At 70.7% G+C, this 14333-nt stretch carries 13 protein-coding genes; all 13 read right to left on the minus strand.

The genetic code is table 11. The features are described 5' to 3' along the window. Window positions 1–27: 27 nt before the first annotated feature. The 13 genes from CK951_RS07130 to CK951_RS07190 are packed head-to-tail and all read right to left on the minus strand — an operon-like array spanning window position 28 to window position 14162. Window positions 28–1359, minus strand: coding sequence for a proton-conducting transporter membrane subunit (locus CK951_RS07130; RefSeq protein WP_096785487.1), 1332 nt, complete (start codon window positions 1357–1359; stop codon window positions 28–30). Further along, on the minus strand, window positions 1359–2807 hold the full coding sequence (locus CK951_RS07135) for a NuoM family protein (RefSeq protein ID WP_232520710.1): 1449 nt from the start codon (window positions 2805–2807) through the stop codon (window positions 1359–1361). Before CK951_RS07135 ends, CK951_RS07130 begins: the two co-directional genes overlap by 1 nt. Then, window positions 2798–4900: an NADH-quinone oxidoreductase subunit L gene (locus CK951_RS07140; RefSeq protein ID WP_096785489.1), complete on the minus strand. Its 2103-nt coding sequence runs from the start codon at window positions 4898–4900 to the stop codon at window positions 2798–2800. Before CK951_RS07140 ends, CK951_RS07135 begins: the two co-directional genes overlap by 10 nt. 1 nt (window position 4901) lies before the next feature. Next, window positions 4902–5210 carry an NADH-quinone oxidoreductase subunit K gene (locus CK951_RS07145; protein ID WP_096785490.1) on the minus strand — a complete coding sequence of 103 codons (309 nt, stop codon included), beginning with the start codon at window positions 5208–5210 and terminating at the stop codon, window positions 4902–4904. After that, entirely contained in the window at window positions 5207–5695 is a 489-nt protein-coding gene (locus CK951_RS07150; protein WP_096785491.1) for an NADH-quinone oxidoreductase subunit J, read from the minus strand. The genes CK951_RS07145 and CK951_RS07150 overlap by 4 nt, the downstream gene beginning before the upstream one ends. Continuing rightward, window positions 5692–6186 carry an NADH-quinone oxidoreductase subunit NuoI gene (gene nuoI, locus CK951_RS07155; RefSeq protein WP_096787192.1) on the minus strand — a complete coding sequence of 165 codons (495 nt, stop codon included), beginning with the start codon at window positions 6184–6186 and terminating at the stop codon, window positions 5692–5694. The genes CK951_RS07150 and nuoI overlap by 4 nt, the downstream gene beginning before the upstream one ends. Then, window positions 6183–7136 (minus strand): NADH-quinone oxidoreductase subunit NuoH, encoded by a 954-nt coding sequence (gene nuoH / locus CK951_RS07160; RefSeq protein ID WP_096785492.1) that lies wholly within the window; start codon window positions 7134–7136, stop codon window positions 6183–6185. Before nuoH ends, nuoI begins: the two co-directional genes overlap by 4 nt. Then, the gene (gene nuoG, locus CK951_RS07165; protein ID WP_096785493.1) at window positions 7133–9700 is read right to left on the minus strand and encodes an NADH-quinone oxidoreductase subunit NuoG; all 2568 of its coding nucleotides are present in this window, start codon (window positions 9698–9700) and stop codon (window positions 7133–7135) included. Before nuoG ends, nuoH begins: the two co-directional genes overlap by 4 nt. After that, window positions 9697–10947 (minus strand): NADH-quinone oxidoreductase subunit F, encoded by a 1251-nt coding sequence (locus CK951_RS07170; RefSeq protein ID WP_096785494.1) that lies wholly within the window; start codon window positions 10945–10947, stop codon window positions 9697–9699. The genes nuoG and CK951_RS07170 overlap by 4 nt, the downstream gene beginning before the upstream one ends. Beyond that, window positions 10944–11417 (minus strand): NADH-quinone oxidoreductase subunit NuoE, encoded by a 474-nt coding sequence (gene nuoE, locus CK951_RS07175; protein ID WP_096785495.1) that lies wholly within the window; start codon window positions 11415–11417, stop codon window positions 10944–10946. Before nuoE ends, CK951_RS07170 begins: the two co-directional genes overlap by 4 nt. After that, the gene (gene nuoC / locus CK951_RS07180) at window positions 11414–13165 is read right to left on the minus strand and encodes an NADH-quinone oxidoreductase subunit C/D (protein ID WP_096785496.1); all 1752 of its coding nucleotides are present in this window, start codon (window positions 13163–13165) and stop codon (window positions 11414–11416) included. Before nuoC ends, nuoE begins: the two co-directional genes overlap by 4 nt. Further along, window positions 13162–13779, minus strand: coding sequence for an NADH-quinone oxidoreductase subunit B (locus CK951_RS07185; protein WP_096785497.1), 618 nt, complete (start codon window positions 13777–13779; stop codon window positions 13162–13164). The genes nuoC and CK951_RS07185 overlap by 4 nt, the downstream gene beginning before the upstream one ends. Then, window positions 13776–14162, minus strand: coding sequence for an NADH-quinone oxidoreductase subunit A (locus tag CK951_RS07190; RefSeq protein WP_096785498.1), 387 nt, complete (start codon window positions 14160–14162; stop codon window positions 13776–13778). Before CK951_RS07190 ends, CK951_RS07185 begins: the two co-directional genes overlap by 4 nt. Between the last annotated feature and the right edge of the window lie 171 nt (window positions 14163–14333).

The following is a 14333-nucleotide window of genomic DNA, read 5'->3' on the forward strand; positions in this document are numbered from 1 at the left end:
CCGCCGACCGGGCGTGGTTCCTCGGGCTCAGGGCAGGGCGTCGAGAAGCAGGTCCGGCCGGATGCCGAGAAGCAGGGTGGCACCCGTCGCCAGAAGCAGCAGAACCCGCTCGGCGCCGGGAAGCGCCGGGCTTGCCGGATCGGGCAGGCGGCGGAAGATCACGGCCACGAAGCGCAGGTAGTAATAGGCCCCCAGCGCGGCGCCGGTGAGCGCGAGGCCGAGCAGGACCCAGGCGCGGGCCTCGATCAGGGCGGTGAAGATGACATACTTGCCGAAGAAGCCGGCCGAGACCGGCAGGCCGGCCAGCGAGATCAGCGCCAGCGCCAGCGCCCATCCGGCCAGCGGCCTTTGCCAGACGAGGCCGCGCAGGTCGCCGATCCGCGCCTCCGGCCCGACGAGGGTCGAGACGCAGAGCGCGGCCAGAAGCGCCGGGGCATAGACAACGATGTAGAAGAGCGCGGCGTCATGCGCCCCCGCTGCGCCGGCACCGAGCACCGCCGCCACATATCCCGCATGGCCGATCGAGGAATAGCCTAGCATCCGCGCCATCCCGTCCTGCCTGAGCGCGACGAGGTTGCCGAGCAGGATCGATGCGCCGCCGAACAGCGCAAGGCCGATCCCCCAGCCGGCGGGCGGCCCGACCGTGTCGAGCCGGACGATTGCCGCGACGACCGCGACCTTCGATGCGGCGCCCGCGAAGGCCGCAGCGGCCCCGGGCGCGCCCGTGAAGGCGTCCGGCGTCCACATGTGGAACGGCACCAGCGCCATCTTGAAGGCAAGGCCCGCCAGCAGCAGCGCCGCGGCGGCGGCGACAAGCGCGCCGCGGTGCGACAGTGCCGCGAACTCGAGCGAGCCGGTGGCGGCATGGGCGAGGGCGAGGCCCATCAGCAGCGTCGCCGCCCCCGCCGCGCCGAGGATGAGGAACTTGTATCCGGCCTCCAGCGCGACGGCCGACAGCGGCAGCACGAAGAGCGCGACCAGGGCCAGCGTGACCAGCTCCAGCCCGAGAAGAAGGCTTGCCGCATGGGTGGCCCCCGACAGCAGCGCGCCGCCCATCGTCGCAAGCAGCAGAAGCGCCGGCCCCTCGCGCGAGGGGCCCCCGGGCCGCAGGAAGGCGAGACTGCCAAGCCCGCTCAGGCAGACCACGAGCCCCGCCAGCCGCGCCAGCCGGTCGTCGACGATCAGGGCGAAGGTCGCGTCGGGCGCGGGAAGCCGCAGCCCGAACGCCACGGCCGCCGCCGCCAGCGCAAGGGCCGCAAGCGCGCGCGACAGGGCCGGCGCGCGCGGTGCGGCCAGCATCGCGGCGACGGCACCGCCGCCCAGCAGGATCAGCGGCAGGAGAGGGAGAAGGCCGGGCATCAGGGAATCGCCACCGGTGCGAGTGCCGCCCCCACCGCGCCTTCCAGCGCGCCCATCAGCAGCTGCGGCAGCATCCCGAACAGCAGCGTCGCCACGGCGAGCAGCACGATCGGACCCATCTCGCGCAGGGTCAGGTCCTCGAGCGTCTCGGTGCGGCGCGACTTGCCGAACACCACCCGCTTGAACAGCCGCGTGGCATAGACGACCGAAACGACCAGCGAGATCAGCGTGATCGAGGCGAAGATCCAGTTCACCTGGAACATGCCGGTGATGACCAGCGCCTCTCCCAGGAAGTTCGCCGTGCCCGGCATGGCCAGCGCAGCCGAAAAGAACACCGCGAAGGCCGCGGCGAAGCGGGGCGCGTTCTGCTGCAGCCCGCCCAGCTCGCGCAGGTCGCGCGTGCCGGTGCGGTCATAGAGCGCGCCAATCAGCAGGAACAGCGCCGAGGCCGAGAAGGCATGCGCCACCATCTCGACGCCCGCGCCCATCAGCGAGAAATACACCCCGCCGCACAGGCCCATCAGCACGATGCTCATGTGCGCGACCGAGGTATAGGCCACCAGCCGCTTGGCGTCGGTCTGTCCGCAGGCCAGCAGCGCGCCATAGATCGAGCCGAAGGCGCCGAGGGCAAGGCCCCAGGGCGCCAGCGTGGCGAAGCCTTCCGGGAACAGCATCGGCGGGAAGCGGAACAGGCCGTAGGCCCCGGTCTTCAGCAGCAGGCCCGCCAGCAGGATCGAGCCCGCGGTCGGCGCCTGGGTATGCGCGTCGGGCAGCCAGGCATGCAGCGGCGGCACCGGCAGCTTGACCAGGAAGGCGCCAGCGAACCCCAGCAGCAGGATCACCTGCACGCCGTGCGGGATCTGGCGCCCGGCGATCTCGAAGGCGTCGAAGGTCACGACCTCGCCGCTGGCGCCGAGGTAGAACACCGCCGCCAGCAGCCCGAGGCCCGCCACCGCGTTGAACACCAGGAACTTCAGCGCCGCTGCCTCGCGGTCGCCGTGGCCCCAGACCGAGATCAGCAGGAAGGCGGGGACCAGCATCAGCTCCCAGAAGAAGGCGAAGACCAGAAGGTCGAAGGACAGGAAGACCCCGTTCGACGCCGCGACCGTCCACAGAAGGGCCGCGTTCAGCAGTCCGGAATGCTCGGTGATCTTCCAGGACACGACGACCGACACGATCCCCAGCGCCAGCGACACGACCAGCAGCGCGGCCGACAGCCCGTCCATCGCCAGGATGACCTGCAGCCCCATCGATGGCGCCCAGGCGAAGCGCTCGAAGGCGATCCAGCGGCCCTCCTCGGGGGTGAGACAGGCGAGGATCAGGATGACCAGCGCAAGGGCCAGCGCCGCTACGGCGACCCAGCGTTCGGCATCCCGGCCCCAGCGCGGCGCGAAAAGCGCGGCGATCCCGCCGAAGAACGGCAGCAGGATGAGCGCGGTCAGTTCCATGTCGTACCCCATGCAATCACAAGAAGCGCGGCGGTCCCGAAGGCCGCGCCCAGCGCGTAATCCCGGCTCCGCCCGGTCTGGATCGCGCGCGCGAGCACCCACAGCCGAACGAGCCGGTTCGCGAACCTCATCCAGAACCGGTCGAACCGGTCATGCGCGAGTGGCGTCACGATCGCCTGCACGGTCTGCAGGACGAAGGTGACGGGCAGGTTGCCCACCGGGTCCACCGTTCCGCCGCGATGGCCGTTCAGCCAGCGCACGAGGTTCACGAAGGGCCGCACGAACAGCGCCTGATAGATCCCGTCCATCCGTGCGCCCCGGCTGAGCCAGCGAACCAGCTGCACCTGGCGCTCGTCTCGCTCGTCCTCGGTCAGGGGGCTGCGGCGGTCGCGGCTCAGCCAGCGGACGAGCCGCACGTAGGGCTCGATCACCCAGCGCTGGAACTTGCGGTCAAGCCGCGTCGGCCGCCGCATGTCCCTCGCCCCCGCGACGGCCGCGGCGAGCGACGGCACGAAGGTCAGAAGCGCCGCCCCGACGAGGCCGACGAAGGGCGCGAGACCGGCCAGCAGCGCCGGCAGCGGGGCGGCATGGGGAAACTCTCCGCCCAGGAAGCGGATGATGGGGGCGACCAGCACCCCGCCGAGGATCGAGCCGGTGGCCAGCACCACCAGCGGGATCACGATGAAGCCGCTGCCCACGCGGCTGCGGAAATGCAGGTCGAGCATGACCGGATGGCCATGCCGGGCGCGGCTGACGTGCTCGGGCTCGGGCAGCAGGGCCTCGAACACCGGGCGGAAGGCATAGACGGCGGTGCAGACCGCAGTCAGCAGCGCCAGCGTCCAGACCGCGATCCCGAAGGCGCCGCTGTTCCAGGCGGCGGACAGCACCGCCTCCTTCGACCACCAGCCGGCGGTGATGAAGGGCACCCCCGCCAGCGAGGCCGCCCCGGCGACATAGGCGGTATAGGCCACCGGGCGACGGCGCACCGCACCGCGCATCGCCGCCATGCTGGTCCCAAGATCCGAGCCGTGGGTAATGTCGCCCGCGGCAAGGAACAGCAGCGACTTGAACATGGCATGGACGACGAAATGGCCGATGGCGACCGCCGGCGCACCCACGCCGACCGCCAGCACCATGAATCCGATCTGGCTGATCGAGGAATAGGCGAGAAGCCGCTTCACGTCGGACTGGAACACCGCGGACAGCGCTCCGAAGGCCGCCGTGCCCACCCCGAACAGCGCGGCGATCATCTGCACCGCGGGTTCGGACATGACGATGGGCGAGAAGCGCGCCAGCATGAAGGCGCCCGCCGCCACCATCGTGGCCGAATGCAGCAGCGCCGAGACCGGCGTGGGCCCGGCCATGGCCGAGGGGAGCCAGGTGTGGAAGGGCACCTGCGCCGACTTGCCCAGCGCGCCCCCAAGGATCAGCAGCGCGATCACCACATGCCGCTCCTCGGTCATCGTGGCGCCGGCCGGGATCAGCACGTCGAGCCGGACCGAGTTCGCCTCGAGGAACAAGAGCAGCAGGCCCGCGAGCAGGAAGGCATCCGCGAAGCGCGTGATGATGAAGGCCTTGCGCCCCGCCGCCACCGCCTGCGGCAGGCTGGTGTTGTAGGCGATCAGGAAGAACGAGCAGAGCCCCATCAGCTCCCACCCGAAGAAGAAGGTGATGGTGTCGCCAGCCAGCACCATCGTCAGCATGGCGGCGAGGAACAGGTTCATCAGGGCGAAGAAGCGGCGCAGGTCCGCGATGCGGGCATCCGACATGTAGTCGATGGCATAGACCATCACCATCGCGCCCACTCCGGCGACCGTCACGCCCACAAGCGCGCTCATCGGGTCGAGGAGCAGCGCAAGCGCCACCTCGGCCTGTCCGAAGACCAGCGTGAAGATCGGCACGACGCCGTGGCATTCGCTTCCGAGGCAGATGCCGAGCAGCGGCAGCATGACCAGAAGCGGCGCGATGCCGCCCAGCAGCGCCAGCGCCTGCACCGCCTTGCGGCGCAGGAAGAACGGATCGAGCCCGAGGATCAGGAAGACCGCCAGCGGCGGCGACGGCACGAGCAGCAGCAGGAGATAGGGGCTCAGCATCTCAGTGCCTCAGCCTCGTGATCGTGTCGCTGTCCTCGACATCCGCCACCCGCCCCAGCGCGAGATAGAGCGCAAGCCCCAGCGCGACCTCGGCCGCCGCGAGGATGACGATCAGCACGAACATCCCCTGTCCCTGCTGGCTGCCGTGGAAGGCACCCCCGGCAAGGAAGGCAAGTGCCGGCCCGGCCAGCATCAGCTCGAGCGAGATCAGCTGGAACAGGATCGCCCGCCGCGCGAGCAGCCCGAAGAAGCCCGTGACGAAGAGGCCGCCGGCAAGGATCAGCAGCAGGCTCAGCGTGGTCGCGCTCATCCGTCGCGCCTCCGCCGGCCGAGGTGGCGCGCGCCCATCAGGGCTGCGAGCAGCAGGCCCGAGGCCGCCTCGACCGCCAGCGCCCAGGGACCGAAGAGCAGGGCGCCGAGGCTCTGCTCCGGCCCCGCCACGGGCTGAGCCGCGCCGGACGCCAGCCCCAGCGCCAGCGGCATGGCCACCATCGCCACCGCCGCCGCTGGCCGTTTCCACCCCTCGGCCAGCCGCGCACGCTCGCGCGCCAGCGCCTCGGGTGAGGCGTCAACGGTCATCACCACGAAGACGAAGACTGCGACGATCGCCCCGGCATAGATCAGCACCTGCACGGCGCCGGCAAAGCTTGCGCCCAGCGCGAAGAAGCAGGCCGCCAGCGACAGCAGCGCCGCGACCAGCCAGATCAGCGCATGGACGATCGCCGGCCGCGTCACGGCGAGGATCGCGCAGGCGAGCGCCACGGCGGCGCACCAGAGGGCGACGAACTGGCTCATGGGCAGAGATCCTTCGGATCGACCGGCTGCTGGTCCTTTCCGGCTATGGCCTTGCCGGCCACGTCCCAGTAGCGGTAGCCGGGGCGCTTGCCCTCGCCTGCGATCAGCAGGTCCTGCTTCTCGTATTGCAGCGAGCCGCGGGCGTAGTCGGCCAGTTCCACGTCGGGCGTCAGCTGGATCGCCGAGGTCGGGCAGGCTTCCTCGCAGAAGCCGCAGAAGATGCAGCGGGCGAAGTTGATGCGGAAGGTCTCGGGATACCAGCGGCCGTCCTCGGTCTCGGCCTTGGTCACGTCGATGCAGTCCACGGGGCAGACGGCCGAGCAGAGGTTGCAGGCGACGCAACGCTCCTGCCCGTCGGGGTCGCGCGTCAGCACGATCCGGCCGCGGGTGCGCGGCGGCAGCACCTGCTTCACCTCGGGATATTCGACCGTCCGGGTCGGGGCGAAGGCCATCCGGCCAACGCGGAAGAGACTGTCGAGGATGCCTTTCACGCCGCCCTCCCCACCGCGATCCATGCCGTCAGAAGAAGGTTCAGGAGCGCGAGCGGCAGCGCCACCTTCCACGCGAAGCCGATCAGCTGGTCGTAGCGCGGCCGGGGCAGCGCCGCGCGCAGCCAGATGAAGACGACCGAGATCACTCCGACCTTCACACCGAACCAGACCGGCCCGGGCAGCAGCGGACCCGCCCAGCCGCCGAGGAACAGCGTCGTGAACAGCGAGGCGACCAGCAGAACCGCGATGTATTCGCCAAGGAAGAACAGCGCGAAGCTCATGCCGGAGTATTCGGTCATGAAGCCGGCCACGAGGTCCTGTTCGGATTCCTGAAGGTCGAAGGGCAGGCGGTGCGCCGCGGCAATGCCGGCAAGGAAAAAAAGAGCCGCGCCAAGCGGTTGCAGCAGGATGAACCACGCCTCCTCCTGCGCGGCCACGATGTCGCCCATGCGGAACGAGCCGGCGAGCAGCACGCAGCCCATCAGCGAGAGGCCAAGGAAGCTTTCATAGGCCAGCATCTGCGCCGCGGCGCGCAGGCCGCCCAGCATGGCATAGCGGTTGCGCGAGCCCCAGGCGCCCAGCACCAGCGCCCAGACCGTCAGTGCCAGCATCCCCATCACGAAGAGCACGCCCATGTCGAGATCCGACACCGCAAGGCCCGGACCGAAGGCCACGACGCCGAAGCCCGCCAGCATCGGCGCGGCGGCAAGCGCGGGGGCGAGGCGGTAGGCGGCGACATCCGCCCCGGCGGGCGGCGCGTCCTCCTTGGTGATCAGCTTCACCGTGTCGGCCACCCATTGCAGGAAGCCGAAGGGGCCGACGCGGTTGGGGCCGAGCCGCTCCTGCAGGAAGCCGAGCAGCCGCCGCTCGACCCAGGTGAAGATGCCCGCCGCGGCGAGGAGCGCGACAAGCAGCAGGACGGAGAAGATCGCGACGAGGATCAGGTTCATGCCTCCGCCTCCACCGTGACGAAGCGGGCATGGCCGCGCGCGCCGCTCAGGCCAAGGTGGCCGCGCGGAAGCGCCGGGTCGAGCGCGAGTGGTGCGGGCGCGGGGATGCCGTCGATGCGCAGCCGTGCGCCCTCGGCCAGACCCAGCGCCGCGGCATCCTCGGGGTGGAGCAGCACCCGCGGCGGCGGTGCACGCTCGGCCAGCGGCGGGCTTGCGCGGTCGGCGGAACTTGCCGCGAAGGGTTCGTGCAGCGGCAGGACGCGAAGGCCCTCGCCCGTTGCGTCCGCAAGCGGGGCGCCGGCGGGTCCGCTGCCGGGACGGATCAGCGCCACGCCCGGATCGCCGCCGCGCACCGGGCCGCCGACGCCTTCGGTGCCGAGCCATCCGCTGCTGGCGGAATGCAGGCCGGGCGCCGCGGCGGCGGCGCGCAGCGCGGGCGGCGCGTCGAGACCCTGCGCGCCCTCCATCGACCAGACCAGCGCCGAATGGGGATCCGCGGCGGGCTGGCCCTCGGCAACCCTTCCGGCGAGATCGAAGGCCGTCCGGCCGGAGGCGCGGGCAGGAAGGCGCGCGACGGGCGCCGCCTCGGCACCCGGGGCGGCCGCGACGACCGCCGCAAGATCGGGGCAGTCATGCGCCAGCGCCGCGAGCATCTCGTCAAGCCGGGTCTCGGTGGCGCCGCAGAGCGGGCCGAGCAGACGCCAGGCCGGAACAAGGTCGGAGGGCCGCCCGGCGAAGAAGCGCTGCGCCCGGCCTTCGTGGTTGACGAAGGTGCCCGCGCTTTCGGCTGGCGCGGTGACCGGCAGCATCAGCTCGGCTCGGTCCGAGAGCGGCCCGTGCAGCCAGTCGAGAACCATGACCTCGGTCGCGGCGGCCATCAGGCGCTCGACGGTCTCGGCCGGTGCCCGGTCGGAAAGGGTCGCATCCAGCAGGATGACCGGGCGTGGCTCGGCCTCCAGTTCCGCGACCGCGCGGTCAAGCCGCGCGCCGCCCAGCAGCGCAAGGCCCATGCTGCCCGCCTCGGGCGGGAACAGCGCGATCCGCGCCCTGGATCCCAGTGCCGCGGCAACCGCGGCCGCCGCCTCGGCCGGACCGGCAAGGCCGAGGCCCGCGCCCGCGATCACCACCGGCGCCTCGGCCGCCGCGAGGGCTGCGGCGATCGCCATGGCCAGCGGATCGGTCGTCGCGCCACCCACCGCTGCCGCCACGGCAAACCCGAACTCCGCCACCTCCGAGGGCGCGCGGCGGACCGGCCAGAGCGCCACCTCGTCGAGCGGATCGGGTAGGGCGGTCACCAGCGCCACCGGCGAGCGGCGGCCCTCGCCCGCGACCCGCACGGCGGCATCCATCCACTCCGGCACGCCCTTTTCGGCGGCGAGCCTGCGCTCGGCTCCGCGCGCCGCCTGCCGCAGCGCCAGCGCCGCGCGCGGGGCGGTGCCGGTCAGATCCTCGCCAAGGACCAGCACGGCATCGGCGCGCTCGATGTCGCGGATCGTCGCGATCCCGGCCGGGCCGGCGGGCAGGATTTCGGCCATCCGCCGCACCAGCGCCGCCTCGGGATCCGGGACGCCCGCAAAGAAGCGGTCCTCGCCCACCAGCCGGCGCAGCGCGAAATTCGATTCAAGACAGGCGCGGGGCGAGCCGATCCCCACCGCCCCCCGCGCGACCAGCGCCCGCGCCTCGGCCACCGCCTCGTCCCACAGGATCTCGCGGCCCTTGCGCCGGGGATGGCGCGGCCGGGGCGCCTCGGCCGCAAGCGCGCCGAACCGGCCGCGGTCGCAGAGGAACGAGCCGTTGATCGCGCCATGCGTCCGGTTCTGCACCTTGCGCAGGGTTCCCGCGAGCTCGAACAGCGTGATGTTGCAGCCGACCGAGCAGTTGGCGCAGATCGAGGGCGTGGCCGCCATGTCCCATGGCCGGGCATAGTGGCGCGACCACCAGCGGTCGTCGAAGACGCCGGTGGGACAAACCTCGGCAAGGTTGCCGGCGAAGGGGCTGTCGAGCGGCCCGGCCTCGGTGCGGCCGAACCACACCCGGTCATGCGCGCCCAGAACCTCGAAATCCTTGCCGCCAGCGTAGTCGCGGTAGAAGCGCAGGCAGCGGTAGCAGCCGATGCAGCGGTTCATCTCCTGCGTCAGCAGCGGCCCGTGGTCGGTGTTGCGATGCACCCGCTTGGCCACTTCGGCCCGGCGGCGGGTATGGCCCGAGGCCACCACCATATCCTGCAGATGGCAGGCGCCGCCTTCCTCGCAGACGGCACAATCGTGCGGGTGGTTCACCATCAGCCATTCGATGATCCGGGCGCGGAAACGCTCGGCCTCGGGGTCGTGGACCTCGACGCGCTGGCCGTCCTTCGCCGGGATCATGCAGGCCATTTCCAGCCGGCCTGTCTCGTCCTCGGGTCCATCAAAGACCTTGACCGCGCAAAGCCGGCAGGCCCCGACGGAGCCAAGATCGCCGTGCCAGCAGAAATGCGGCACCTCGATGCCCTGCGACAGGCAGGTGGTCAGCAGGTCGTGCCCCCCCTCGACCTCGAGATCCCGGCCGTTCACGGTGATCTTCATGGCCGCTCTCCCTCGGCCAGGCGGGCCTCGAACTCGGCCGCGAACATCCGCAGGCCGGAGGAGAGCGGCGCCATCGCGCCCCCCATCAGGTCGCAGAAGCTGCGGCCACGGGGCGAGGCCTCGTCGGCCGTCATGTGCAGCAGGTCGAGGTCCGCGCGCCGCCCCTGACCGGCCTCGAAGCGGTCGAGGATCTTCGAGACCAGCGGCAGCCCCTCGCGACAGGGGGTGCACCAGCCGCAGCTTTCGCGGGCATAGAAGCGCATGTGCCGCGCCAGAAGCCCGATCGGGCAGGCGCTGCCGTCGAGCACGATCAGCATTCCGGTGCCGAACATCGAGCCGGCGACCGCGACATGGCCGAAATCCAGCGGCAGGTCGAGATGTTCGGGGCCGAGAAAGCCGCTCGCCCCGCCGCCGGGCTGGAAGGCGCGGAGCCTCCCGTCGCCCGATATGCCGCCGGCGCGCTCGATCAGCTCGCGCGCGGTGGTGCCCATGGGCGCCTCGATCAGCTGCGGTCGTTTCACCCGGCCCGAGACTCCGTAAAGCTTGGTTCCGCCTTCCTCGGTCCGCGACAGCGCGCGGAACCGCTGGGCGCCGAGGTCGAGGATGTGCGGCACGAGCGAGATCGTCTCGACATTGTTCACCGTGGTCGGCCGCCCCCAGAGGCCCGATTGCGCCGGGAACGGCGGGCGCTTGCGTGGCACGGCGCGGTGGCCTTCGAGCGCGGTGATCAGCGCGGTCTCCTCGCCGACGATATAGCGGCCGGCCGAGGGGTGCACCCGGACATGCAGGCCGCCGAGCAGCCCCGCATCCCGCGCTTCGTGAATGGCATGCTCGACCGCGGCGATGCCGGGGCGGTATTCGTCGCGGATCAGGATGATCGCTTCGTCGCAATGCGTGGCATGGGCGGTGATGATCGCGCCTTCCAGCACCTGATGCGGCAGCGCCTCGAGCAGGTAGCGGTCCTTGAAGGCGCCGGGCTCCATCTCGTCGCCGTTGACGATCAGGTAGTTCGGTCCCTCGCCGGGCGAGGTGCCGCGTTCCGGCATGAAGCGCCACTTGCGCCCCGCCGGAAAGCCCGCGCCGCCGCGGCCGTTCAGATGGGCGGCCTCCACCATGTCGATGACCTCGGCAGGGGGCATCGCCCGTGCGCGTTCCACCGCCGCATAGCCGCCAAGTGCGCGCCATTCTCCCAGCGCATGCGGTCGCCGGTCGGGCCGGGCGCGCGAGGTGAGCGGCAGTTCGGTCACAGCCCTCCCTCCAGCAGTTCCGCGACGCCCTCGGGCGAGAGCGGGCCGATCAGCCGGCGGTCGCGGCCCACGACGGCAGCCGGCGCGCGGTCGCAGCCGCCGAGGCAGGCCACGTTCAGCAGCGTGTAGCGGCCGTCCGCCGTGGTCTGGCCGAAGCCGATGCCGAGGCGGGCCTTCAATTCTTCGCGCACCGCATCGGCGCCGTTCAACCAGCACGAGGCGCCGTCGCAGAGCAGGATCACCGTCTCGCCCACCGGATGACGGAAGATCAGGCTGTAAAAGCTCGCCAGCGCTTCCATTTCCGCGCGATGCACGCCGAGCGTGGCGGCGGCCTCCGCCAGATGGGCGTCCGAGACCCAGCCGTGCTCGTGCTGGATCATCCGCAGGGCCTCCAGCATGGCGGGGCGCGGGCCGCCGTGGTCGTCGGAAGCCGCGCGAATGCGGGCGAGGAGATCGGCGGAGAGGCTCATCGGTCCACGTCCGACATGACGAAATCGATGCTGGCGATGTGGGCGACGAGGTCGGCCACGGTCATGCCCGGCACGATCTCGGGGATCATCTGCAGATGCGCGAAGGATGGGGTGCGGATCCGCGTCCGGTAGCTTTGCGTGTCGCCGTCCGAAACCAGCGCGTATTGCGTGAGCCCGCGGTGGCCCTCGATCTGGCCCGTGGCTTCGCCGCGCGGAACGACGGTGCCCCAGCTGGATTGCAGGAAATGGGCGATCAGCGTCTCGATGTCCTTCTGCATCGCACCGCGGGGGGGCGGCGTGGTCAGCGGATGATCCGCCTTCACGGGACCTTCCGGCATGTTCTCAAGGCATTGGCGGATGATCTTCAACGACTCCCTCATCTCGTCGGCGCGCACGCGGGTGCGGTCGAAGCAGTCGCCGCGCTGGCCGGTCGGCACGTCGAAGGCGAAGTTCTGATAGCCGGAATAGGGCCGCCGCTTGCGCAGGTCCCAGTCGCAGCCGGTGGCGCGCAGGCCCGGCCCGGTGGTGCCCCATGTCAGCGCGGTCGCGGTGTCATAGGCGCCGATGCCCACGGTCCGGGCGCGGAAAAGCTCGGAGCGCAGCACCATGCGCTCGTAGTCATCGAGCCGGGCGGGCATCCAGTCGAGGAAGTCGCGCACGAGGCTGTCCCAGCCCGGCGGCAGGTCCATCGCCACGCCGCCGATGCGGAAGAAGGCCGGGTGCATCCGCGCGCCGGTGATGGCGTTCAGAACCTCGTGGCCCTTCTCGCGGTCGGTGAACATGTAGAAGACCGGCGACATGGCGCCCACGTCCTGCGCCATCGTGCCGTAGAACAGCAGGTGGTTCATGATGCGGTAGAATTCGCAGAGCATGACCCGGATCACCTGCGCCTTTTCCGGCACGGTGATGCCGCAGAGACGTTCCACCGCCAGAAGATAGGGCAGTTCCGAGATCACGCCGCCGAGGTAGTCCACGCGGTCGGTGTAGGGGATGAAGCCGTGCCAGGTCTGCCGCTCGGCCATCTTCTCGACGCCGCGGTGGTGATAGCCGATGTCGGGCCAGGCCCAGACCACCTCTTCGCCGTCAAGCCCGAGCAGCAGCCGGAAAACGCCATGCGTGGAAGGGTGATGCGGGCCGAAGTTCAGGACCATCAGCTCTTCGCCGTCCCGTGAGGCGGGCAGACCGAGCAGGGCGGGATCGGTCACCGTCGCGCGTTCCTCGGCCGCAAACAGCCGGTCGGTCATCACGAAGGGCGGCTTTTCGGTAGCGCGGGCGTAGTGCGCCTTGCGCAGCGGATGGCCGTCCCATGTCGGCGGCATCAGGATCCGCCGCATCTCGCGCCCGAAGTCCAGGCCGAACATGTCGAAGGCTTCGCGCTCATACCAGTCGGCGTTGGCGTATATGGCGGCGAGGCTCGGCGCCTGCGGACGGTCGCCGTCGCAGGCGAGCTTCAGCCGGATGTCGGCATTGCGTTCGAGCGAAACCAGATGCGTGCAGATCGTGACGCCGGAGGCCGGCTGCCCCTCGCGGTGGCGGCGACGGGTCTCGTCTATGGCCCAGAGATCGGCCAGAAGCGGGAAGGGCCGGGCAATCTCCTGTCGCAGGAAGCGGTGGGCGTCCTGCCAGACATCCGGCGCAAGCCAGAGGACGGGGAAGGACTCTCCCGTCGGTTGTTCGGCAAGGATGCCCGCGCCGAAGCGCGATCGCAGCGCCTGAAGCGCGTCGGAAACGGGGATGTCGAGGCTCATTCCGCCCCCGGTTCTGCCAGACGGGTAACGGCGGAGCGGGCCTCGCGCAGCGCATCGCGCCGCGGCACCGGATCGAAGGGGCGGGCCGGCGGGGTCTCGCCCAACCGGATCTGCAGCGGGCGGGCCTCGGCCGCGATCTTGCCCTGCAGCAGCACCAGCGCCTCCATAAGCGCCTCGGGGCGTGGCGGGCAGCCGGGGACATAGACGTCGACGGGCAGGAAGCTGTCCACGCCCTGCACCACGGAATAGATGTCATACATTCCGCCGGAATTGGCGCAGGCGCCCATCGAGATCACCCAGCGCGGCTCGCGCATCTGCTGGTAGAGACGGTAGAGCGGCACCGCCATCTTGCGGAACACCGTGCCCGAGACGATCAGCAGGTCGGCCTGACGGGGGGTGGAGCGGATCACCTCGGCGCCGAAGCGGGCCTGGTCGTAGACCGGGGTCAGCGCCGTCGCCATCTCGACATAGCAGCAGCTGAGGCCGAAGTTGAACGGCCAGAGGCTGTGCTTGCGCGACCAGGCGACGAGATCGTCCAGCCGGGTGAACAGATGCGATGCGGCCATGCGCTCTTCCGGCGCCTCCGCGCCGGGCCGCTCGAGGCTCCAGCTCATGCCCGGTCCTTCCCCGGCCCGGTTTCCAGTGCGCCGTCCATCCACAGCCACGCGAGGGCCGCGAGCAGGACAAGGATGAACACGGTGGCGGCGATCAGCCCGGGCATCCCGAGTTCCAGCGCCGAGACTGCCCAGGCGAACAGCACCGCCACCTCGACGTCGAAGATCATGAAGAAGACGGCGATCAGGAAATACTGCGTCGCGACCTTGCCGCGCAGTGGCGGAGAAGCGGGGGCCCCGCTCTCGTAGGTGCCGGCGCCATCCCGGGAGGGTTCCCGCAGCACACCCGCGACCAGAAGGATGGCGGCCACGGTGACGGCGACGATGCCCAGATGCAGCGCAAGCGAGGCCCGCGGATCGAGGCTGTTCATCAGGTCGAACATGTGTCTGCTTCCTTCCGGGCGGAGAGAAACCTGCCGGGCTTGGCCCCCGGCGCCGTCTCATCCGTCTGTATCAGCCGCTGATTAACCATTCGTTCCAGGCCGGCGCCTTGATCTGCATCAGAAATTCTCGCCAAGTGCAGGATGACGCGTTCGGACGCCGCACGCCCTGCG

Origin of the sequence: Rhodobacter sp. CZR27, assembly GCF_002407205.1 — a bacterium.
Lineage (GTDB): Bacteria > Pseudomonadota > Alphaproteobacteria > Rhodobacterales > Rhodobacteraceae > Cereibacter_A.